Origin of the sequence: Comamonas suwonensis (assembly GCF_012844455.2) — a bacterium.
Classification (GTDB): Bacteria; Pseudomonadota; Gammaproteobacteria; order Burkholderiales; family Burkholderiaceae_C; genus Comamonas; species Comamonas suwonensis.
The window spans coordinates 1-23,109 of the sequence record NZ_JABBCQ020000023.1 but is presented as its reverse complement, the minus strand read 5'-3'; the positions used below and the strand labels follow the sequence as shown (position 1 = coordinate 23,109).

Genomic DNA, 23,109 nt, shown 5'->3' with positions numbered 1-23,109 from the left:
TGGCTTGAACTATGCCAGCGCAGGCAGACCTTTGAGCGCCGAGCGTGCATTGGCCGTACTGGCCTGCGCCAACTCAGCAACGCTGATGCCGCGCAGATGCGCCACTTCCGCAGCAATGCGCGGCAGCTCCGCCGGGCTGTTAGGGCCTTGCAGCTGGCCGGCAATGCGCTGCTCTGCCGTGGTGTAGAGCCAGTGCGGTGGAATATCAGGCGCATCGGTTTCCAGCACCAGTGCATCCAGCGGCAGGCTGGCAGCCATTTCGCGCAGTTTGAGCGCTCTGTCATAAGTCACAGCACCGCCAAAGCCCAGTTTGAAGCCCAAGTCGATAAATGCCTGCGCCTGCTGGGCACTGCCGTTGAAAGCATGGGCAATGCCACCCACCACCTTGTTCGCTCGCAGGGTCTTGAGCAGGCGGTCGCTGCTTTTGCGCACATGCAAGATGACGGGTAAATCAAACTCGCGTGCCAGCTTGATTTGCTGCTCGTAAAACCAGATCTGCCGGTCCGCATCCAGACCCGGAACAAAAAAATCCAGCCCGATCTCGCCCACAGCCACCAGGTGCGGGTCATCACGCTGCTGCATCAGCAACTCGCGCAGCGCTGCAATATCGGACTCATCTGCGCCCGGCGTAAATAGCGGGTGTATGCCCAGCGCATAGCTATCACCATGTCGGTGCGCCAGCGCAATCACCTCCTGCCAGTGGCTGCGCTGCACAGCAGGAATCATCAGATGCTTCACACCCGCAACGCTGGCGGCAGCGCGCACGGCATCGCGGTCGGGCGCGAATTCGGCGGCGTCCAGGTGGCAGTGGGTATCTATCCAGGTCGGCATTTGCGCATCATGCACCGGCTCTTGCGACTGCGTTGCAATGCCACTTCAAGCGAGTCGGTGTAAACCCACAGGCAACATCCAATTTTGTCCTACACGAAACACATTGAAACAAATAAAACATTAGGCAACCTCACCCTCTGCACTCTGCGACTGGCCAAAGGATCACGTTATGACAGGACTTCTGCAAGGCACGCTCTGGCAACGACTGGGCCGAAACCAGCAGCGCAATGACATGCAAAGCAAGCTGGCCGCGCTTGATCAGGTGCAGGCTGTGATCGAGTTTGATCTGCAAGGCCATGTGCTGTCAGCCAACGAAAACTTTCTGCGCACCATGGGCTATGACGCCGAGCAGATCATCGGCCAGCACCACCGCATATTTGTGGATGAGGAAACCCGTGAATCCGCCGAATACGCACAGTTCTGGCAGCGACTGGCCGCTGGCGTGCATGACAGCGGGCGCTACCGCCGCATCAACAGTCAGGGGCAGGATGTGTGGCTGCAAGCCAGCTACAACCCGATTCTGGACAGCCAGGGCAAGCCTCGCAAAGTCATCAAATACGCCACGGACATTACCGAGCAGCAGCAAAACGAAGACGATGCACGCGGCCAGCTGGAAGCGATTGCCAAAGTGCAGGCCATCATTGAGTTTGATCTGGATGGAACCATCATCACGGCCAATGACCTGTTTTTACAGACGATGGGCTACCACCTTCAAGAGGTCGTGGGCAAGCACCACCGCATGTTTGTTCCGCCGCATGAGGGCCAGAGCCTAGCCTACCACCACTTCTGGCAAAAGCTGGGCATGGGGCACAACGATGCAGGGCAGTACCTGCGCATAGGCAAGAATGGCCGCCAAGTATGGATTGAAGCCAGCTACAACCCGATTCTGGACGCTGAAGGACGCCCTTTCAAAGTCGTCAAATTTGCCACCAACATCACGCAGCGCGTGACGGCGGCGCACACCTTGCGCGCCACGGTGGAAGGTCTGACGGAAAGTGCCAACCATGCACGCCAAGCCAACGAGCTGGCACAAGACGCCTGCAGCGTGGCCGAGGCCGGTGGCCGCACCGTGCAAGAGGTGGTCACGACCATGGAATCCATCAGCGCCAGCTCACGCAAGATCAGCGACATCATCGGCATGATGGACTCCATCGCCTTCCAGACCAATCTGCTGGCGCTCAATGCAGCGGTAGAGGCAGCGCGCGCTGGTGATCAGGGGCGCGGCTTTGCCGTGGTGGCCAATGAGGTGCGCCAACTGGCCCAGCACAGCGCAGAAGCGGCCAAGGAAATCAAGCAGCTGATTCAGGCATCGGTCAATCAAGTGACGCAAGGAGTAACTCAGGTGCGTGAGGCAGGCACCACCATGGCCGAGATCGTCACCTCATCGCGTCAGGTCACGCAGATCATGGGCGAAGTGGTTCAGTCATCACTGGCCCAGTCGGCCAGACTGCGTGAAGTGACGGACGACCTGACAGCGCAGGATGCTTCTGGCAATCAGCGCACAGAACGCGCCCATGCATCGCTACCGAACAGTCAATTGGCACGTGCGCAAGCCCATATCGCTATAAAAAACGCAGCTGCTACTGCTTATTGAATAAAGGCTGCACGCCTTTTTCATCAAAAAAGGCCCGAAATCTCCGGGCCTTTTGTTCATGCAACGGCTGTCAGCCTAGCTGGCCAAGACCCAGTCTCACCATGCGGTCGCAGCGGGCCGCCAGTGCTTCGTCATGGGTGACCATCACAAAGGCCGTGCCGTTGTTGCGTGCCAGCTCCAGCATCAGCGCAAACACGGTGTCTGCCGTGCCGCGGTCCAGGTTGCCCGTGGGTTCATCGGCCAGCACGCAGGCGGGGCGGGTGACCAGCGCACGTGCAATGGCCACGCGCTGGCGCTCACCGCCCGAGAGTTCGGCAGGGCGGTGCGTTAGGCGGTCGCCCAGGCCCACAGCGCGCAGCATCTCGGCGGCACGCTCCATGCAGTCATCCTTGGCATCGCGGCGAATGCGCAGCGGCATGGCCACGTTCTCCTGCGCCGTAAATTCGGCCAGCAGGTGGTGGAACTGGTAGATGAAACCCAAGTGCTGATTGCGCAGCGTGCCTTGCTTTTGTGGGCTGAGCTGGTTCAAGGGCTGGCCCATCAGACTGACGCTGCCAGTCGTCGGGGCATCCAGACCACCCATCAGGTGCAGCAAGGTACTCTTGCCCGAGCCCGACGCGCCCACCACGGCCAGCGTTTCGCCGGCCTTGACCTGCAAATCCACGCCCTGCAGCACCGTCACATCCAGCTTGCCTTCGGCAAAGCGCTTGGTCAGGCCCCGCGCTTCAAGCACCGTCTGCCCCATCACAATATTATTCATAGCGCAGTGCCTCCGCAGGGTTCACGCGGCTGGCGCGCCAGCTGGGGTAAATCGTGGCCACAAAAGAAAGAATCAGAGAAATCACGGCAATCGGCACGATGTCTGTCGACTGCGGCTCGCTAGGCATCTTGCTGATGAGATAAATGTCCTTGGGCAGGAAATTGGCATGCAGCGCCTGCTCAATCGCAGGCACGATCACGTCAATATTGAACGCAATGCCCAGACCCAGCACCAGACCGGCCAGCGTTCCAATCACGCCCACCATGGCACCCTGAACCATAAAGATGCCCATGATGGACGAGGGCGAAGCGCCCAGCGTGCGCAGGATGGCAATGTCGGCGCGCTTGTCCTGCACGCTCATCACCAGCGTGGACACCAGGTTGAACGCCGCCACCGCCACGATCAGCGTGAGGATGATGAACATCATGCGTTTTTCAAGCTGTACGGCGGCAAACCAGGTTTTGTTCTGCTGCGTCCAGTCGCGGATGAACAGGCGGTCGCTCAGCGTATCGGCGAGCTCATGCGCCACTCGCGGGGCTTCGTGCAAGTCCTTGAGCTTGAGGCGAATGCCGGTCGGGCCTTCCAGGCGGAAGAGGCGCTGCGCATCTTCGTAATGCATCATCACCAGCGCCGAGTCGTATTCGTAGTGGCCCGAATCAAACGTGCCAGCCACCGTCATCTGTTTCATGCGCGGCAGCACACCGGCAGGCGTGACCTGACCGCTCGGGGCAATCATCGTGATGACATCGCCCTCAATCACACCCAGCGAGCGGGCCAGCTCAATGCCCAGCACCACCTTGAATTCACCGGGGATCAGGCGCTTGAGCACCTCGCCGCTGGTTGCAGCCAGATCGGTGACTTCGCCTTCGCGCGCTGGGTCAATACCGCGCACCAAGGCCCCTTTCATATCTTCACCGCGCGCCAGCAGTGCCTGAGCCGCTACAAAAGGTGCAGCACCAATCACGTCTTTATTTGAACGTGCCTCGCGCATGGTGCGCTCCACATCGGGCAAAGGTGCGCCTTGCGGGGCGTAGATTTCCACATGGGAGACAACGCTGAGCATGCGGTCGCGTACTTCCTTCTGGAAGCCGTTCATCACACTCAGCACAATAATCAGCGCCGCCACGCCCAGCGCAATGCCAAGCATGGAAACACCCGAGATAAAGGAGATGAAGCCATTGCGGCGTGTAGCGCGCCCTGCACGGGTGTAGCGCCAGCCCACGGCCAGTTCGTAGGGAAATTGCATGTTGACCGCATTGTGGCATTGCCCGGGATGCCCCGCAGTCTGCGCCAGCCTTGTGCAAATTTTTACCAGTGCTGCCTTCCAGCCCTTGCCAGGGCATACACAGCGTGTCATGCACGACAATAGCCAGCATGTCTTTGACCGCGCCTTTGCTACCTGCTGCCCACGCCCTGGGCACAGGCACCTCTGAAATCATTGTTGCCTACGCCAGCGGCCCTGCCGACATTCCCAAAGCCTGGGACGGCCTGCAACTCCCCCACCTCCAAGCCCTGCTGGCAACGCTGATGCCCACCACGGTGGTGCAAGGCGACGAGATGGATTTCTCGCCCCCACACGAGCGAGCACTGGCCCGCGCCATGCAACTCCCCGACGCACCGGGTCTGATCCCGTGGGCCGCACTGGCATCGGGCGAGACTACACAGCCCTGTGCCTTCATCACCCCCTGCCACTGGCATATCACACCCGATCAGGTGCACCAGACCGATCCCGCCAACGCGCCGCTGAGCGAAGACGAATCCCGCCAGTTACTGGCGCTGATTGCGCCGTGGTTCAGTGATGACGGAATCACACTGGAATATCTGCGCCCTGACCTCTGGCTGGCGCGCGGCGCAGCTTTCAAGGACTTGGCCACCGCCTCCATGGACCGCGCCCTGGGCCGTGATGTCCGCCCCTGGATGCCCAACCCGATTCAGGGTGCCATCATTCAGCGCCTGCAGACCGAGCTGCAAATGCTGCTCTACACCAATGTCTTTAACGACCAGCGTGCCGAGCGCCGCCTGCCCCCCATCAACTCTTTCTGGGTGCATGGCACAGGCAGTCTGCCCAGCTTGCCCGTGGCCAAACCACAGGCGGTCTGCATTGATGACCTGCGCCACGCCACCCTGCAAAGCGATGTGCAAAGCTGGCAAAAAGCCTGGCAAGCGCTGGACAGTGGCCTGATCGCCAACCTGCAGCAACGCGCCGCCAAGGGCGAGCCCATCAAGCTCACTCTCTGCGGCGAGCGCAATGCCGTGCAATGGCAAAGCCAGCCACGCAGCTTCGCGGACAAAATAAAAAGTCTTTTTGGCACCAAGCGCTTACCAGACCTGCGAGAGATGCTATGAAAATAAAATCTCACATCACCCTACAGGTCAAGGCCGCTCAGCCATGAAGATCACGCCCCGCATCATTCCCAGCGACAGCGTATCGACCCTGCTGCAGGCCCAGATTCACCCGCTGCTGGCCCAGCTCTACGCCGCGCGTGGCGTCTGCTCTGCCGATGAGCTCGATGACGCACCGGCCTTGCTGCTGGCACCATCCGGCCTGCGCGGCATAGACCACGCTGTGCAGCTGCTGGCCGATGCCATTGCCCAGCAAAAGCGCCTGTGCATCGTGGCCGACTATGACTGTGATGGCGCTACCGCCTGCGCCGTGGGTATGCGTGGCCTGCGCCTGCTGGGCGCGCAGCATGTGGACTACCTCGTGCCCGACCGCGTGGTCGATGGCTACGGTCTTACCACCCCCATCTCCCGCCGCGTCAAAGAAACCGGCGCCGACATGCTGATCACCGTGGACAACGGTATCGCCAGCGTAGAAGGCGTGGCCGTGGCCAAAGAGCTGGGCCTGTCCGTCGTCGTCACCGACCACCACCTGCCCGGCGACAGCCTTCCTCAGGCCGATGCCATCGTCAACCCCAACCAGCCTGGCTGCACGTTTGAGAGCAAGTCCATGGCGGGCGTGGGCGTCATGTTCTACGTGCTGCTGGCCCTGCGCACCGAGCTGCGCAGCCGCGGCCGCTTTGATCGCCACAACCAGCCCCGTCTTGAGCAATTGCTGCCACTGGTGGCACTGGGCACCGTGGCCGATGTGGTCAAGCTCGATGCCAATAACCGCCGACTGGTGGCGCTGGGCCTCAAGCAAATTCGCAGAGGCATCATGCAGCCCGGCATTCGCGCGCTGTTTGAAGCGTCAGGCCGCCGCTTCGACATGGCCAGCACCATCGACTTTGGTTTTGCACTGGGTCCGCGCATCAACGCCGCAGGCCGCCTGGCCGACATGACCATCGGCATCGAATGCCTGACCACCGAAGACGCCAGCCGCGCCGACAACCTGGCCCGCATACTGGACAGCATCAACCGCGAACGCCGCGAGATTGAAGTGGGCATGCGCGAGCAAGCGCTGCTGATGGCCGAAGGCCTGTTCAAGGACGGCATGACACCGCCGCCCGCCATCAGCGTGTTTGACCCCGACTTTCACGAAGGCGTGGTGGGCGTGGTCGCCTCCCGCATCAAGGACAAGCTGCACCGCCCCAGCTTTGTATTCGCCGCCAGCGGCGCGCCGGGCAAAGAGCATGAAATCAAGGGCTCAGGCCGATCCATCCCCGGCTTTCATCTGCGCGATGCACTGGACCTGGTCAGTAAACGCCACCCCGGCATGGTGCTGCGCTTTGGCGGCCACGCCATGGCGGCAGGCTGCACGATTGACAGAACACGCTTCAAAGACTTTGAGCAGGCACTGGCCCAGGTCGCGCAGGAATGGCTGGATGCCGCCACGCTGATGCGCAGGCTGGAAACCGACGGCCCGCTCTCGCCCCAATGGCTGGACACTGCACTCATCGAGCAAATGCAGCTGGCCGTTTGGGGTCAGGGCTTTGCTGCGCCCACTTTCAGCGAAGAGCTGGAGATCACCTCCCAGCGGCTCGTCGGCGAAAAACACCTGAAGCTGGAGCTGCTGCACCACGGCTCCAAAGTCGATGCCATCTGGTTCAACCATACCGACCCGCTGCCTGCCCGTACCACACTGGCCTATCGCCTCGACATCAACGAATGGCGCGGCGAGCGCAAAGTGCAATTCCTCGTGGAAGCCGCTCAGGACTTTGAAGGTGGCGCAGGCAATATGGGATTTTGATGCTGACAAAAAAATGCAGCCGCTGCACGGCGGCTGCACTGCGGCTGCACTGCGGCGACTCTGCAGCTAATTTTTCAGCGCTTAAAACTTCTCCCAGTCGTCTTCACTCGCCATCGTCGCAAGCGGCTGCGGCTTCTTCAGGGCAGGCGCCAACTTGGGTGCTCCTGCGACCTGAAGTTTCGATGGTTTCGCTACCTTGGCTGCCGCCATGCGCGGCGCGGCGATCGGCGCAGACATGCGAACGGGAGCCAGCGCTGGTGCCCCAGCAGTTACCGCCACAGCTCCTAGATTGAAGACAGAAACCACCTCGGCCAGACGCTCTGCCTGCTCTTGCATGGACAAGGCCGCTGCACTGGATTCTTCCACCAGCGCCGCGTTCTGCTGGGTCATCTGATCAAGATTCGTGACGGCCTGATTCACCTGATTGATACCATCGCGCTGCTCGGTCGACGAGGCGGTGATTTCACCAATCAGATCACTGACGCGACGCACGCTGGCCACGATCTCGCTCATGCTCTTGCCTGCCAGCTCGACTTGCTGAGAGCCCGACTGCACGTTGTCCACGCTGGTGGTGATGAGCTGCTTGATTTCCTTGGCCGCATCGGCGCTGCGCTTGGCCAAGGCTCGTACCTCGCTAGCCACCACGGCAAAGCCACGGCCTTGCTCACCCGCGCGGGCGGCTTCCACGGCTGCATTCAGCGCCAGGATATTGGTCTGAAAGGCGATGGAATCGATCACGCCGATGATGTCGGCGATTCTGCGGCTGCTGTCCGTGATCTGACCCATGCTTTGCACCACGCGCTGCACCACCTGACCGCCCTGCTCTGCGGCCTGTGCCGCAGTCGATGCCAGTTGATTGGCCTGGCGGGCCGTATCGGCAGATTGCGTCACCGTCGCGGTCAGCTCTTCCATGCTGGCGGCAGTTTCTTCAAGATTGGCAGCCGTCTGCTCGGTGCGTGCTGACAAATCCTGGTTACCCGTCGCAATCTGGCCTGAAGCTGAAGAGACAGACTCCACGCCCGAGCGCACCTGACCGACCACGCTGCGCAAGCGCGCAGCCATGGCGTTGAGCGAGCGGTGCAGGTGTCCAAGTTCATCATCTCGCTGATGGTCTGTACTGACACTCAAATCCGCATCTGCAATGGCATCTGCCAATTCAACCGCCTTCATCAACGGCCGGGTAATGGATCGCATGATGAGCACACCGGTCAGCAGCCCTAAAAGCATGATCACGCCGCAGGCTGCGGCAATGACCCAGTAGGCTTTGGTTCGGCTGACTTCTCCATCCTCCAGCGCCTGCACGCGATAGCGATCCTGCAGTTGCACATAAGCTTCAAGGGCTGCGTAATATTTCTGAGCCCCCGGATTGAGCTGCTCTTCAATCAGTTTTTGAGAGTGCTCGAAATCACGTGCACGCCGGGCTTGATCGACCTCCTTGTTTGCTGCAAACAAGGTGTCGCGGTGCTTGTTGACATCAGCCATCAATTTCTTGGCTTCGTCGGTATGCACCTGCGCCAGCACTTTCTCACGCAGCGCATTAATGCTGGCGATCAGGCTCCCCATCAGCTTGTACTGATGCTCCACCAGGTTTTCCTCAGTCGACATGGCTGCCGCCGTAAAGCGGTCCATGCTCATCTGCGTCAGGATGCGCCATTCTTTGGCTTGATCAGCCGCAGTCTGTGCCTGTACGACTGCCGAGAAAACGCTTTCATTGACACGGTTGGAATAGGCCAGACTGCCCGCCACCAGCAACAACATGCTCGCCAAAAGACCGATCACCAGCACCCATAGCTTCTGGGCTACGGTGAATTGAAACAACTTCATGAACCAACCAATCCAGACAAGAAAATCCAAACACTGGTACGTCACGCATCGTGAACTCTGGGCTGGCTTATGCATGACTCTGGCGGTCAATTCCTGGCCCTTGACGTCCTCTCTCAAGCCAGGCGGAGTTAGCTCCTCAAGGCTGCCCCGGAATATTAATAATTGTTACAACTGCTTTCCATCTTGGGCATAGCTCTTGTTATTAGGACTTTCCCGCTTACCGCAACACCTCACTTCGTAAAGAAGGCATGAAAAAGCCCGCAGCTTCTTTTCAGACGCTGCGGGCTTTTGGGATGCGGATGCGGCTACTTAAAAAGTTTCCCAGTCCCCGTCATCAGCCGCTGCTGCGGACTTGCTGCTGGCAGCCAGAGACTTGGGCGTAGCAACCTTGCTGGCAGGCTGAGTTGCCATCGCTGCTGCACGCGGCTTGACGGGGGCCATGGCTGGCACCGCGCGACTTGCTGCGCGCTGGGGTGCAGCTACCTTGGCATAGCCGTTTTCGTGGCCCAGCTTGAAGACAGAAACCACCTCGGCCAGACGCTGAGCCTGCTCTTGCATGGACAAGGCCGCCGCACTGGACTCTTCCACCAGCGCCGCGTTCTGCTGAGTCATCTGATCAAGATTCGTGACAGCCTGATTCACTTGATTGATACCGTCGCGCTGCTCGGTCGACGAGGCCGTGATTTCGCCAATCAGATCACTGACGCGACGCACGCTGGCCACGATCTCGCTCATGCTCTTGCCTGCCAGCTCGACTTGCTGAGAGCCCGACTGCACGTTGTCCACGCTGGTGGTGATGAGCTGCTTGATTTCCTTGGCCGCATCGGCGCTGCGCTTGGCCAAGGCTCGTACCTCGCTAGCCACCACGGCAAAGCCACGGCCTTGCTCACCCGCGCGGGCGGCTTCCACGGCTGCATTCAGCGCCAGGATATTGGTCTGAAAGGCGATGGAATCGATCACGCCGATGATGTCGGCGATTCTGCGGCTGCTGTCCGTGATCTGACCCATGCTTTGCACCACGCGCTGCACCACCTGACCGCCCTGCTCTGCGGCCTGTGCCGCAGTCGATGCCAGTTGATTGGCCTGGCGGGCCGTATCGGCAGATTGCGTCACCGTCGCGGTCAGCTCTTCCATGCTGGCGGCGGTTTCTTCCAGGTTGGCGGCCGTCTGCTCGGTACGTGCTGACAAATCCTGGTTACCCGTCGCAATCTGGCCTGAGGCTGAAGAGACAGACTCCACGCCCGAGCGCACCTGACCGACCACGCTGCGCAAACGCTCGGTCATGGCGTTCAAGGCCTTGAGAAGCAAACCCAGTTCGTCATTGCGATCCGCGTTGACAGAGACAGTGAGATCGCCCCCCGCAATGGTATTGGCCAAGGCCACGGCGTCGTTCAAGGGATGGGTTACGGAGCGCACGATCAGCACGGCCATGACCAAGCCCACCAACACCAGCAAGCCACACACACTGCCGCTGACCCAGTAGGCGTTGCTGCGCAGCCGCTCGCCATTGCTCCTGACCTGGTCTCGGTGCTGCTCTTGCAGGCGCACAAAGGCTTCCTGGGCATCGATATAGGCCTTGGCGGTGGGACGCAGCTTCTTTTCCACAAGGTCGTAAGTCGCGGCAAAGTCACTGTTGCTGCGCGCCTGCTGTACTGCTGCATTGACTTCCAGCGTCTTGCGACGATGCTCTGCAATGCCTTCCAGCGCCTTTTGCGACTCCTCGGAGCGAGCGGTTTCTGCCACCTGCTTCTGCAAGGTATTGATGCGCTCAATACCCTGGGTCATCAGCTGGCGCTGCTGAGCAACCAGGTTTTCCTCGCTGGAGATGGCCGCAACGATGGAACGGTCAATGCTGGTCTCGGTGAGGTTGCGCCACTCACGTGCCAAAGTGGCAGCGGTCTGAGTGCGGTCTACGTTGTCGGCAATGGTGGCGTTGACATTGTGCAAATACACCAGGCTACCGGCGTTCACCACCAACATGCCAAGCAACAGGCCAACCACCAGCACCCACAACTTTTGGGCCACAGTGAACTGATTCAACTTCATGAAAAACCAATCTAAGCAATACGTTTGAGCAAGGGCAGCCCCCTGACTGCACAGACCCCAACCGCCAGGAGCGCTTGGCAGCGCCCGCGTCAGTCCGGAACGGCGTCCCCCGTATCATCGTCATCGCCCTGAGAATATTAAATACTGTTACAAATCAAGCACTCCGCACTCCAGCACCTTGTGGGTAAAGCCGTATCAGCCCAGATGGGCAACACAGAAAATGCGGCAACCTACAATGAAGCCGTGCCCAAAACCTATCTGAACGCCGATCTCCACTGCCACTCTGTCGTCTCCGACGGCACTTTGACGCCCGAGCAACTTGCCCAGCGTGCCGCTGCGCGAGGGGTGGAGCTGTGGGCGCTGACGGATCACGATGAAGTCGGCGGCCAACACCGCGCAGCCGCAGCAGCCAAGGCTGCAGCTCTGGACTATGTGACAGGCACTGAAATTTCCGTCAGCTACGCAGGCCGCAGCGTGCATATCGTGGGCCTGGGCTTTGATGCCGACAACGCGGAATTGACACAGGGCCTGTACGACACCCGCAATGGCCGCGGCCCGCGCGCCCGAGAAATGGGGCGTCTGCTGGAAGAAGCGGGCATTCCCGGGGCCTACGAAGGCGCGCTGCGCCACGCGGGCAACCCCGAGCTGGTCTCGCGCACCCACTTTGCACGTTTTCTGGTGGAGACCGGGGTTTGCAGCGACACCTATGAAGTCTTCAGGCGCTATCTGACCGAAGGCAAACCCGGCTATGTCTCCCATGTCTGGGCCAATCTGCGCGATGCCGTACGCTGGATTGTGGACGCCGGCGGCGTGGCCGTCATTGCCCACCCGGCGCGATATGACTTCAGCGCGATTGAGGAATACGCGCTGTTTTCAGAATTCAAGCAGATGGGCGGCCAAGGCGTCGAAGTGATTACCGGCAGCCACCGCCCGCATGAATATGTGACCTATGCCGAGATGGCTAAAGAGTTCGATCTCGCCGCATCGCGCGGCAGCGACTTCCACAGCCCTGAAGAGTCACAAATCGACCTGGGGCAACTTCCCTACCTGCCCAGCCAGCTCACCCCTGTGTGGAAGCTGCTGCAAGACCGCATTCAGCGTGCCTGAATCTCAACGAAAGCCCGCATGACCACCGTTTTTGAAGTCTATCCAGAGAACCCTCAGCCCCGCATCATCAAGCAGGCGGCAGACATGCTGCGCAAGGGCGCCATTCTGGCGGTACCCACAGATTCGAGCTACGCCCTGGTCTGCCACCTTGATGACAAGAACGCCGTAGACCGGCTGCGCCGCATTCGCCAGATCAACGACAAGCACCATCTCACACTGCTGTGCCGCGACCTGTCCGAGCTGGCCAACTATGCCCGGGTGGACAACCGCCAGTACCGCCTGCTAAAGCTGGCAACGCCCGGCCCCTACACCTTTATTTTGGAAGCCAGCAAGGAAGTACCCAAGCGCCTGAGCCACCCCTCACGCAAGACCATCGGCCTGCGCGTGCCTGATCGCAAGGGCCTGCAACTATTGCTGGAGGAGCTGGGCGAACCGTTGCTGGCCACAACCTTGATTGCCCCCGGCGAGACCGAGCCGCTCAACGATGCGGAATCGATTCTGGAGCGTTTTCCGCATGAGCTCGACGCCGTGGTTGATTCCGGGGCCTGCCCGCAGCAGCCGACCACCGTGCTCGACCTCACGCCCATGGCCTTGAACAATCCGCCCGTGGTGGTGCGCCAGGGTTTAGGCAGTCTGGAAGACATAGGCCTTCAAGCCGACTGAGCGACTGAGCGACTGAGCGACTGAGCGACTGAGCTCAGCAGCATCCACCACCCAATATTGATAGCATTGAGCTATTACCAATATTGGGCTACAGGCTTATTTGACTTGAAATCAGTATTCTTCAAACGCCAGCGCTGGCTTTGAGAAGGCAGACGCACGCAGACCCGTAGGCGCCAGTACCGGGTGCAGCGACAGCATGGGCGCGGCTGCATCGTCGTCATCCAGCTTGAAAGCACCCACCGCCTGCTGCAAATCCTGAGTGCGGGCATTGAGCGCGGCCGCAGCCTGCGTGGCCTGCATGACCAGCGCTGCGTTTTCCTGATTGGTACTGTCCATATGCGCCACGGCCGTATTCACATGGGCAATGCCTTCGCTTTGCTCCTTCAGCGCGCCTGAGATTTCGCCCAGCAAACCCGTCACCTGGCCTACGGACTGCATGATGTCCTGCATGGTGCTGCCGGCTTGCCCCACCAACCCGGAGCCACTTTCTACCTGCGCCACGCTGGCGGTAATCAGCTCCTTGATCTGTTTGGCCGCCTCCGCACTGCGCCCTGCCAGAGAGCGCACCTCACTGGCCACCACGGCAAAACCACGGCCTTGCTCCCCGGCGCGGGCGGCTTCCACGGCTGCGTTCAGCGCCAGGATATTGGTCTGGAAAGCGATACCTTCAATCACCTGAATGATGTCCACAATCTTGCGTGAGCTGCCACTGATGGCATCCATGGTGTCCACTACTTGGCTCACCACCTGGCCGCCGCGCCCGGCAGTGGCAGATGCCGTCACGGCCAGCGAGCTGGCCGAATGGGCGCGTTCGGCGTTCTGACGCACGGTCACGGTGAGCTGCTCCATGCTGGCCGCCGTTTCGGTCAACGCGCTGACCTGTTGTTCGGTGCGGCTGGAGAGATTGGAGTTGCCCGCATCAATCTCATAGGCCGATACAGCCAGCGAATCCGTGGACTGCTTGATGCGCCCCACCAGCTCAGTCAGCGTGTCTTCCATGGTGCTCAACGCTGTCAGCAGGCGGCCGAACTCACCGGTGGCGCTGGATGAAAACTCTTTGCTCAGGTCACCAGCAGCAACGGTCTCGGCAATCAAGATCGCTTCTTGCAAAGGCGCCACAATGCCTCGGCGCAGGCTGAACCACGACCACGCGCAAGAAATACACACCCAAGCCCCCAGCGCCAGCAACCACCAGCGCGAGCGCTGAACTTCAGTCATCAGCTGCTGCGACTGCTGGACCGTGAGCGAGCCCGCTTGCAGCACCGACAACACATCAGACATAGCCACCCACGCAATGCCCATCAGCGCCAGCACAAATACGCTGATGCTGACAAACGCAATCACCAGTCGATTGCTCACCGTCATATTGATCCCCTTGCCCAGCCCTGCTTTGCCGAACACTTTGTTATTGATGGATTTATCTGCCTCGCATGCGACCTGAGCAGCGGCCAAGCGCTGAACTGAAGCTGCATGCGGGTTGCATTTTGCAACACTTACTTGATCTGGCAATTATGTGCAACCCGAATTTCAGAGCCGGAAACTGACTTGTGCGGGAGCGAAACAGCGCCAAGGCGCGGCGTCTGAGACAATCACCGGGTGGAACTCACCCAACTTATCCAAACCGTCCTAATCTACGCACTGCCTGTGCTGTTCGCCATCACCATTCATGAGGCGGCGCACGGCTATGCGGCGCGTCATTTTGGCGACAACACCGCTGCTATGATGGGGCGCATCACACTCAATCCCATCAAGCACATCGACCCCGTCGGGACCATCCTGATGCCGCTGATGCTGTACTTCGCCACATCGGGGGCTTTTCTGTTTGGCTACGCCAAGCCGGTTCCCGTGCGCTTTGACCAGTTGCGCAATCCCAAGCGCGACATGATCTGGGTGGCACTGGCTGGCCCGGCATCCAACTTTGTACAGGCCATTTTCTGGGCACTGGTATTGGTGCTGCTGGTCGGACTGGGGCAGAACGAGCGCTTCTTTCTGGAGATGTGCCGCGCCGGCATCACGGTCAACCTTGTGATGTGGGCCTTCAACCTCTTTCCGTTGCCACCGCTCGATGGCGGCCGCATCCTGGTGGGCCTGCTGCCCTGGAAGCAGGCACAGGCCGTGGCCCGTGTTGAGCCCTATGGCTTTTTCATCGTCATGGGCCTGGTTCTGCTCGGCGTGGTCGGCAGCTACTGGTTACGTCCGCTGATGAGTCTGGGCTACTCGGCCATCGACCTGATCCTCTCCCCCTTCATGGCCTTGCTGCGCTGACACAGGCGCGGCAGACTGCTATCGATTTTTGCTGTTGATTCCTATGAGCACTACCCGTTTCCTGACCGGCATCACCCCCAGCGGCACGCCCCACCTGGGCAACTACGCAGGCATGATGCGCCCCGCCATCGAGGCCAGCCGGAACAAGAACGTAGAGAACTTCTACTTTCTGGCCGACTACCACGCCCTCATCAAGTGCCAGGACCCCGAGCGCGTGCAGCGCTCCACCATCGAGATTGCCGCCAGCTGGCTGGCCGCCGGTCTGGACCCAGAGCACGTCACCTTCTACCGCCAGTCGGACATCCCCGAGATTCCCGAGCTGACCTGGTTCCTGACCTGTGTGACCGGCAAAGGCCTGCTCAACCGCGCCCATGCCTACAAAGCATCCGTAGACAAAAACAACGCTGCGGGCACCGAGCCTGATGACGGCGTGACCGCAGGCCTCTTCATGTACCCCGTGCTGATGGGCGCAGACATCTTGGTCTTCAACGCCAACAAAGTGCCCGTAGGTCGCGATCAGGTCCAGCATCTGGAGATGGCGCGCGACATGGCTTCCAGCTTCAATCACATCTACGGCGGCGAATACTTTTCCCTGCCCGAAGCCGTGGTGGAAGAAAGCGTTGCCACCTTGCCCGGCCTTGATGGCCGCAAGATGAGCAAGAGCTACAACAACACGATTCCGCTGTTTGCCCCGCGTGAGCAGCTCAAAAAGCTGATCAACGGCATCACCACAGACTCGCGCGCGCCCGGCGAGCCCAAGGAAGTCGAAGGCTCGGCCTTGTTCCAGATCTATCAGGCCTTTGCCAGCGCCGAAGAAACCGAGGCCCTGCGCCAGCAATACGCTGCAGGCATTGCCTGGGGCGATGCCAAGCAGGCTCTGTTCGAGCGCATCGACCGCGAGATCGCCCCCATGCGCGAGCGCTATGAATACCTGATGGCCCACCCCGCCGAACTGGAAGAAATTCTGCAAGCCGGTGGCATCAAGGCCCGCAAACTGGCCACTCCCTTGCTGCAGCAGCTGCGCAGCGCCGTGGGCATTCGCAATCTGGCGCAGACGAGCAAAGCCAAGGCCAAGACGACCAAAGCCGCCCTGCCCCAGTTCAAGCAGTACCGCGAAGCGGATGGCCAGTTCTACTTCAAGCTGGTGGCCGCCGATGGCCTGCTGCTGCTGCAAAGCCAGGGCTTTACCGCCCCCAAGGAAGCAGGCCAGAGCATTGCCCAGTTGCAGCGTGAAGGCGCTGCAGCTCTGGAAGCGATCAAGCCTCGCCTGCAGCCACTTGACGGCATCCGTGACGAACAAGTGGTTCAGGCGCTTGAGCAGTTGCGAGAAGCCGCAGAGCAGTAAACTGTCCTCGAATCCTGGAGAGAGCTGCCCGCGCCCATTGCCGGGCAGTGGAGCTTCAATCCTTCGCACGAAAGGGATGAGAAATGCGCATTGCCGCCCTGGATGACGATCCTTTGCAATTAGAAATGTTGCGCCAAGTCGCCACAGAAGCAGGCCACAGTTGCCACACCTTCCTCAAAGGCGCAGCGCTGCAGCAAGAGTTGCGCCGCGAGAGCTTTGATCTCTTGCTGATCGACTGGGAACTGCCTGACACCAAAGGCCCCGATGTCGTGCGCTGGGTGCGCGAGCAGATCAGCAAAGATGTGCCCATCATCTTCATCACCCACCGCAGCGAAGAGGCCGACATTATTGAAGGCCTGGCCAGCGGTGCTGATGATTTCATGATCAAGCCCATCCGGGCGGGTGAGTTGCGCGCGCGCATCTCTTCCTTGCTGCGCCGTGCCTACCCGCTGGCTGCGCAAAGCGTTCTGACTTTCGGGCCTTACCGCTTTCTCACCGCCACCAACGGCATTGAGATGGATGGCAAGCCCGTAGAAGTCACACACCGCGAATACACGCTGGCGCTGACGCTGTTCCAGAACCGGGGCCGCCTGCTCTCGCGCGATCATTTGCGTGAAGTGGTCTGGGGTCATAACGCCGAGGTGCAATCGCGCTCACTGGACACCCATGTCTCGCGCCTGCGCAATCTGCTTAATCTGCGTGCTGGCCAGCCCTATGCCATTTCCGCGATTTACGGCTATGGCTACCGCCTGGATGCCCCCGAAACCGCCGAGGCCGAAGAGCCTAGCGCTGCCTGATTTTTAATAGCACCCCCCACACCTCGCCCTCACCGCATGCCTATTCGCACTCTGCCCCGCTTTGCAACCCATGCCTCGCTATATGGCCTTGGCTCAGGCGCGCTCTGGGTGGCATTGGCAGGGCTGATGGGGACCCAAGCAGTCAACGCCCAGATCACACCCAAGCAACGCGGCGGCGACTTTATCGCCCACCGCGTGGTGGCTGGCGACACACTGGAAATGCTGGCCGCACGCTTTCTGGGAGACCGCACACACTGGGCCGCCCTGCAAAGCCACAATCGCGTGGATAACCCCTTTCAGCTGCGCCCCGGCTCGGTACTTGAAATTCCGACGCATCTGCTGCGCGCAGCCACGGCATCGGTAGAGTTTGTGCAGGGTGATGTACGCAGCTCACGCTCTTTGAACCATCTCGCAGATACCGCCAATATGGGTAGTGCCACTTCGCAAGCTGTGCAAAAAGGCCAGTTGCTGCAGGAAGGTGACTCGCTCAAGGTTCCGGCCAACGCCTTTGTGTCGGTGCGGCTGGCTGATGGGTCGCTGGTGCGCGTGCAGTCAGAGTCTGATGTAGAGCTGCGCCAGATGCGCCGCAAGGGCCGCGCCGGAAGCTTGCAGTCCGTCATTGACCTGCGCGAAGGCAGGGTTGAGGCCTCTGTGCCCAAGCAGATCAATGGTGAGCGCCGCTTTGAAGTGCGCACACTGGCGGCCTCCACCAGCGTGCGCGGCACCCAGTTTCTGGTGCTGACCGATGCCGCAGGCCAGACCGCTGCAGCCGTGGATGAAGGTTCGGTCGCCGTTCAGGCTGGCCAGCCCTCTGTCCTGCTCAAGCCCGGCCAGGGCCTTGCCGTATCCGCCAACGGCCAGTTGAGCAAGCCTTCAGCCATGCTGGCAGCGCCTGATATTGCAGCGTGGCCCGCACTGGCAGAAGACGCCAACTGGGTCAGCCTGCCACTGCCCACCATGCCCGGAGCGGTGCGCTATCAGGTGCAACTGGCCAAAGACAAAGAATTCACCCAGATCGTGCGCGGCGGCATGTTCACTCAATCGCCTGCCCGCCTGACGGGCGTAGAAGACGGCAACTACATCGCCGCCATTCGCGCCATTGATACCAATGGCATTCCCGGCACTCGCAGCCTGCAGGCTCTGCGCGTCAAGGCCCACCCCGTACCTCCGCACTACGAATCGCCCGAACCGGATGCCACCGTCGGTCTGGGCCAGCGCGGCCTGCAATGCACCAAGGTGACGGAGGCCTCCGCCTATCGCATTCAGGTGGCCAATGCCGCTGGCAACTTCGCACAACCTCTGCTTGATGCGAACGACCTCAAAGATTGCACACTGCCCGCCGATGCCCTGGCCAAACTGCCCGTGGGCGATTACCAGTGGCGCGCTGCCAGCATTCGCACGCTCAGCAATGGTCAACGGGATGCCGGCCCCTTCGCCGCTCCTCAGAAGATGACACTGGCTCAAGCCCCCAAATCGCCAGACCTGCAACTGGATGGCAGCGCTGGTGAAGGCAGCCGCAACATTCGCTGGGCCGGTGAAGAAGGCCAGCGCTACCACATCATCGTGGCCAGCGAGCCCAGCTTTGCCAAGCCAGTGGTCGACACCTGGCTAACTCAACCCCAATGGGGCACGCAAGACCTTCCCGCCGGCGCTTACTACCTGCAGATGCAGGTGGAAGACCGCAACGGCCTGCGCAGCAATTTCTCGCCAGCACGCCAGTTCCAGACCGGCAACTGGGTCACTTCGGCCGAGGGCCAGACCCTGACCTCTGGCGATGGCTCCCGCCTGACACGCCAGTAAAAACAGTAGCTTCCAGCCCATGATTTCAATGGAACTTCATGGGTTTCATGCCTTAAACCGTGATTTGACAATCGCTACCAGCTATTGTTTTATGACTGCCTCACCGCACTCTCGGCATGACTGAAGCCCCCCCCACACGCAAAAGCCGCTTGCAAGACCTGCGCCTCAGCTGGCTGCTGCTCAGCGCCTTTTTGCTCGGCCTGACGTACTGGCTCAGCGGCAGCAATCAGTTGGTGCGCGTCAACGGCATCATTCAAGACACCTCGGCCTGGCTGCACCAGCGCCCCGCATCAGCCGATATCGTCATTGTCGCCATTGATGACGACAGCATTGACAGCATTGGCCGCTGGCCCTGGCGCCGCGCCCTGCACTCTGCTGCACTGGAACGCATTCAGCAAGGCCAGCCTCGCGCCATTGGAATGGATATCGTCTTCAGCGAAGAAGACTGGGACTATCCCGGTGATGACCTGCTGCTGCAACTCTCGCTGCAAAAAAGCGGCAAAGTGGTTCTGCCCATCACCCGCGCCGAGCAAGGTGAAGCCACACCACCGCTACAGGGCCTTTCCAGCGTGGCCGCAGCCTTGGGCCACACGCAAATGCCCATGGATGCCGATGGCGTAGTGCGCCGCTTTTACGCACAAGAAGGGCGACCCGGCCAGCTCTGGTGGCATATGACTTTGAGCCTGCACTGCGTGGGCGAAACCACTCAGCCCTGCCCGCCCACTGAAACGACTCAGCCCCCAGCCAAGCCCGGAACGACATGGCAACGCCTGCAGCCCCGGTTCATCGCCTTTGCCAGCGCAGCGCAAGACAAGCAGCAAAGCCATCAGTCTCCATTCACCACCTATTCCTATATCGACGTTCTGCGCGGCAACATTCCCCCCGCAGCGTTTCGCGGCAAATACGTGCTGATTGGCGCTACCGCCACGGGGCTCGGAGAAAAATTCACCGCACCGATCGGCTTTGATGCACGCCTGATCTCCAATGTAGAAATGCTGGGCCATGTGCTCAACGGCATCTTGCTCGATACGCATCTGGAAGCGGCCTCCCCCTCCCTCAACCGCGCTCTCAATCTCCTGACCGTGCTGCTGGGCCTGCTCGCGCTGGCATGGGGCGGCCCCTCTGGTGGTTTGATTGCCAGCGCGCTGCTGGCACTGCTCAGCCTGCTGATCGCCGGGCTTGCTCCGCGCTGGGGCCATGTGCAGACTGCACCGGCTGCGGCGCTATTGGGCCTCGCACTCGCCTACCCGCTGTGGAGCTGGCTACGCCTGAGAGCCGCCACCCGCTTTCTGGCGCTGGAACTGCAAGACTTGCAAGGTCAAGGCCTGCCGGTGATCAGCACCAGCGCTCTCAAAGGTGATGCACTCGACCAGCGCATTGCCGCCGTCGAGCAAGCCTCCCGCCAGCTGCGTGCCCTGCACCACTTTGTGAGCGAAAGCCTGCGCCAGCTACCATCCGCCACCTTTGTCTGTGACCACGATGGAATGGTGCTGCTGGCGAACACCGCCGCCTACCGCTACATTGAAAGTCTGGGCACCCGCCTCAAGCAAGGCGATGATTTGATTACCCTGCTGGCCGGCTTGCACAACGCCACCAGCCACGACTATCGCTCAGCCTGCCCGCCAGCAGCGCACCACTGCTCAACCGCAACGCCCTCCAGAAAGCCACCCTGCCGCGCCAAAGCGAAGGGCGCGACACACAGGGCCGCTATCTCATGCTGCTCAGCCAGGTGTTCGAGGCACCACCCACATCCGGCTGGCTGATCACTCTGGTCGATATCAGCGACCTGCGCAGCGCACAAGCCCAGCGCGATCAGGCCATGCAATTCATCTCACACGACATACGCGCGCCAGTCGGCTCCATCATCACGCTGCTGGAGATGCAGCGCACCAGCAAGCGCATCGAGTCTGAAGAGGTTTTGTTTTCCCGCATTGAAAGCTACGCTCAGTCATCGCTCCAACTGGCGGACGATTTTGTACACTTGGCCAGAGCACAGGAGCAAACCTACCGCAGCGAACGGCTGGATCTGGGCCTGCTGGCCGATCAAGCCGTTTCTGACTGCTGGACACAAGCCCAGCAGCAAAACGTGCAGTTGGTGTTTGAACTGCCAGAGACCGAAGCCAGTGTCCACGGCGACCCCGGCCTGCTGCACCGCGCCGTCATCAACCTGCTGACCAATGCCATCAAATACGGCAAGCCGCAGGACAGCGATCAGGGCTCCATTGTCGAATGCAGCATTGTGGAAGACGCACAGAGCTGGGGCATTGCCGTGCGCGATCACGGCCCCGGCATGGATGAAGCCTCGCTGACCACACTCAGCCAGCCCTTTGAGCGCCTGCGGCAGCATGAGCGCATGGATGGAGTGGGCCTGGGCCTGGCCTTTACGCGCACCGTGGCACAGCGCCACGGCGGCAACCTGCAGATCAGCAGCAGCCTGGGCGATGGCAGCACGTTCACTCTGCATATCCCCAAGGCCTGAAGCAAGAACACACCTGAGCATCAGAAACGAAAAAGCCTCAGAACTTTTCAGTTCTGAGGCTAGACGTTTTTGGTGCGGCTGGCAGGAATCGAACCCACGACCCCTTGGTTCGTAGCCAAGTACTCTATCCAGCTGAGCTACAGCCGCAACAGGGTTGTATTCTAGCGGTGAAAAAACGCCTCTCAGACCAAATCAGCAATTTTTTCGCAATCGAGCAAAGAAAAAGCCTGTCATCGAAGAAGATGACAGGCTTGATACATATTTGGTAGGGCGTGACAGACTTGAACTGTCGACCAAAGGATTATGAGTATCGTCAACGAGACCGCTTTATCCACCTTTATCCATCACTTCAACCACTTAGCACGCTCTGAACCCGCTTTGCATGCCCATTAGACCGCTATACCGTTGACAGTCTGTCGTCACTTCAGAAGCAACGCAGTGATCTAAACACCTGCTCTGCTCAGAATGGGCTGGCGCTCCTATGGCTCTCACACGTCGCGATGCCGCTGCTAACCCGACTGCAATAAACAATCGCAAAGTTGTGCTCTACGAAAAACAGACACTCACGCCAAAACCAAACCGTGCCACAAAGCACTGTCAGCCTGCATGAACTGTTAGCCCTCAACCTTCGTGGTTCTTTCTCGAATAGTCGGGAGGCGAATTGCAGAATCCGGCATCAAGGCATCATCTTCAAAAACCACCAGACCACGTGCCTTCATCTTCTGTAACTCACCTAACACTCTATGGCGAGGAAATTCAGATAGTGAATCTACAAGTTCTGCTGCTGTCACCACCTTATTACGCCTCAACGCTTTACGTAGTTCGATTTGTAAGTGCCCTCTGAGCGTTTCCTCTCTCGCTTCGCTATCGATCTGACGAGATGTCTGAATAGCGTTCTCCAAGAGGCGTTCCATCGCCCTCTTAACATCACTTAGGTTTCCGTCCGATGCTCTTTGAGTAGCTAGTATTTCTGCAAGCTGCCTGTCCATCGCTTCTTTAACTTCAGCTACCTTTTCTTCGGCTTTCTTATCTGCCTCTTCAAGAATAGATTCCTTGTTTTCAGTTTGCTTCGACTCATCACCATTCCATATGTGTTTCCGCATATCTGAAACTGTGTCCTTCATCATGGAGAAAGTGTCTGAATAGAGCTTGTCAAACAAGTTCTCTAGACGCTTCACGCTTGCATCAATCCCTTTGGCAGCCTCAGTCGTAGATTTTGCTGCCTCGTTGGACATATTAAAGAAGACAACAGATAGCCAAATTGCACCGATCGCAAGAACCAATGAAACGATTGACGCGATCAGTCCAACTAATTCGACAGCGGTCATTTTTCCTCCTAAACGTAATTTTTTGCAACTAAGGAATTATTTACTCGAAATTACAGGAAAAAAGTGTCAAGAAAGGGGACTTGTGAACCACATGCTCGCCAGCACTGATCATCCCTGTCCGCCTCATCTCTAGACTACACA

The 23,109-nt window shown here is 59.8% G+C and carries 18 protein-coding genes and 2 tRNA genes; 11 read left to right on the top strand and 9 right to left on the bottom strand.

Annotation, left to right across the window (positions count from 1 at the left end; all coding sequences use genetic code 11):
* Positions 1-9 precede the first annotated feature (9 nt).
* Entirely contained in the window at positions 10-831 is an 822-nt protein-coding gene (locus HF327_RS19800; protein WP_198462094.1) for a TatD family hydrolase, read from the bottom strand.
* A 169-nt stretch (positions 832-1,000) separates the two neighbouring features.
* Here HF327_RS19800 and HF327_RS19795 point away from each other — a divergent pair, with 169 nt between their 5' ends.
* The gene (locus HF327_RS19795) at positions 1,001-2,425 is read left to right on the top strand and encodes a methyl-accepting chemotaxis protein (RefSeq protein ID WP_198462093.1); all 1,425 of its coding nucleotides are present in this window, start codon (positions 1,001-1,003) and stop codon (positions 2,423-2,425) included.
* Positions 2,426-2,495: 70 nt separating this feature from the next.
* Here the strand turns inward: HF327_RS19795 and lolD are convergent, their stop codons facing one another.
* Positions 2,496-3,185 carry a lipoprotein-releasing ABC transporter ATP-binding protein LolD gene (gene lolD / locus HF327_RS19790; RefSeq protein WP_198462092.1) on the bottom strand — a complete coding sequence of 230 codons (690 nt, stop codon included), beginning with the start codon at positions 3,183-3,185 and terminating at the stop codon, positions 2,496-2,498.
* Complete coding sequence (locus HF327_RS19785) at positions 3,178-4,431, bottom strand: lipoprotein-releasing ABC transporter permease subunit (RefSeq protein WP_099739083.1); 1,254 nt, start codon at positions 4,429-4,431, stop codon at positions 3,178-3,180. The genes lolD and HF327_RS19785 overlap by 8 nt, the downstream gene beginning before the upstream one ends.
* A 128-nt stretch (positions 4,432-4,559) precedes the next feature.
* Here HF327_RS19785 and HF327_RS19780 point away from each other — a divergent pair, with 128 nt between their 5' ends.
* Together HF327_RS19780 and recJ are read left to right on the top strand one after the other, a co-directional pair.
* Positions 4,560-5,531 (top strand): phosphoglycerate mutase, encoded by a 972-nt coding sequence (locus tag HF327_RS19780; RefSeq protein ID WP_198462091.1) that lies wholly within the window; start codon positions 4,560-4,562, stop codon positions 5,529-5,531.
* 43 nt (positions 5,532-5,574) lie between these two features.
* A complete protein-coding gene (gene recJ / locus HF327_RS19775) occupies positions 5,575-7,314 on the top strand; it encodes a single-stranded-DNA-specific exonuclease RecJ (protein ID WP_198462090.1) in 1,740 nt (579 codons plus the stop codon).
* Positions 7,315-7,395: 81 nt separating this feature from the next.
* Here recJ and HF327_RS19770 read toward each other — a convergent pair whose 3' ends face one another.
* Complete coding sequence (locus HF327_RS19770; RefSeq protein WP_198462089.1) at positions 7,396-9,138, bottom strand: methyl-accepting chemotaxis protein; 1,743 nt, start codon at positions 9,136-9,138, stop codon at positions 7,396-7,398.
* A gap of 309 nt (positions 9,139-9,447) precedes the next feature.
* Entirely contained in the window at positions 9,448-11,184 is a 1,737-nt protein-coding gene (locus HF327_RS19765; protein WP_198462088.1) for a methyl-accepting chemotaxis protein, read from the bottom strand.
* Between the two features lie 204 nt (positions 11,185-11,388).
* Here HF327_RS19765 and HF327_RS19760 point away from each other — a divergent pair, with 204 nt between their 5' ends.
* Both HF327_RS19760 and HF327_RS19755 read left to right on the top strand, forming a co-directional pair.
* Positions 11,389-12,291, top strand: a complete 903-nt coding sequence (locus tag HF327_RS19760; protein WP_198462087.1) for a 3',5'-nucleoside bisphosphate phosphatase — start codon at positions 11,389-11,391, stop codon at positions 12,289-12,291.
* Between the two features lie 18 nt (positions 12,292-12,309).
* A complete protein-coding gene (locus tag HF327_RS19755) occupies positions 12,310-12,954 on the top strand; it encodes an L-threonylcarbamoyladenylate synthase (RefSeq protein WP_099738426.1) in 645 nt (214 codons plus the stop codon).
* A gap of 111 nt (positions 12,955-13,065) precedes the next feature.
* On the opposite strand, the gene HF327_RS19750 is transcribed toward HF327_RS19755, so the two are convergent.
* On the bottom strand, positions 13,066-14,319 hold the full coding sequence (locus tag HF327_RS19750; protein WP_198462111.1) for a methyl-accepting chemotaxis protein: 1,254 nt from the start codon (positions 14,317-14,319) through the stop codon (positions 13,066-13,068).
* A gap of 231 nt (positions 14,320-14,550) precedes the next feature.
* Here HF327_RS19750 and HF327_RS19745 point away from each other — a divergent pair, with 231 nt between their 5' ends.
* From HF327_RS19745 to HF327_RS22215, 6 genes are all read left to right on the top strand, one after another.
* On the top strand, positions 14,551-15,219 hold the full coding sequence (locus tag HF327_RS19745) for a site-2 protease family protein (RefSeq protein ID WP_198462086.1): 669 nt from the start codon (positions 14,551-14,553) through the stop codon (positions 15,217-15,219).
* A gap of 43 nt (positions 15,220-15,262) precedes the next feature.
* Entirely contained in the window at positions 15,263-16,564 is a 1,302-nt protein-coding gene (locus tag HF327_RS19740; protein WP_198462085.1) for a tryptophan--tRNA ligase, read from the top strand.
* A gap of 83 nt (positions 16,565-16,647) precedes the next feature.
* Positions 16,648-17,361 carry a response regulator transcription factor gene (locus HF327_RS19735; protein WP_198462084.1) on the top strand — a complete coding sequence of 238 codons (714 nt, stop codon included), beginning with the start codon at positions 16,648-16,650 and terminating at the stop codon, positions 17,359-17,361.
* 36 nt (positions 17,362-17,397) lie between these two features.
* Positions 17,398-19,161: a FecR family protein gene (locus tag HF327_RS19730; RefSeq protein WP_198462083.1), complete on the top strand. Its 1,764-nt coding sequence runs from the start codon at positions 17,398-17,400 to the stop codon at positions 19,159-19,161.
* Positions 19,162-19,277: 116 nt separating this feature from the next.
* Complete coding sequence (locus tag HF327_RS19725; protein ID WP_236024305.1) at positions 19,278-20,924, top strand: CHASE2 domain-containing protein; 1,647 nt, start codon at positions 19,278-19,280, stop codon at positions 20,922-20,924.
* The gene (locus HF327_RS22215; protein ID WP_236024304.1) at positions 20,876-21,640 is read left to right on the top strand and encodes a sensor histidine kinase; all 765 of its coding nucleotides are present in this window, start codon (positions 20,876-20,878) and stop codon (positions 21,638-21,640) included. Before HF327_RS19725 ends, HF327_RS22215 begins: the two co-directional genes overlap by 49 nt.
* Before the next feature lie 70 nt (positions 21,641-21,710).
* Here HF327_RS22215 and HF327_RS19720 read toward each other — a convergent pair.
* The 3 genes from HF327_RS19720 to HF327_RS19710 form a co-directional block, all read right to left on the bottom strand.
* Positions 21,711-21,787, bottom strand: a tRNA-Arg gene (locus HF327_RS19720).
* 116 nt (positions 21,788-21,903) lie between these two features.
* Positions 21,904-22,009: transfer RNA gene (locus HF327_RS19715), tRNA-OTHER, on the bottom strand.
* Between the two features lie 245 nt (positions 22,010-22,254).
* Complete coding sequence (locus HF327_RS19710; RefSeq protein ID WP_198462082.1) at positions 22,255-22,968, bottom strand: hypothetical protein; 714 nt, start codon at positions 22,966-22,968, stop codon at positions 22,255-22,257.
* Positions 22,969-23,109 lie beyond the last annotated feature (141 nt).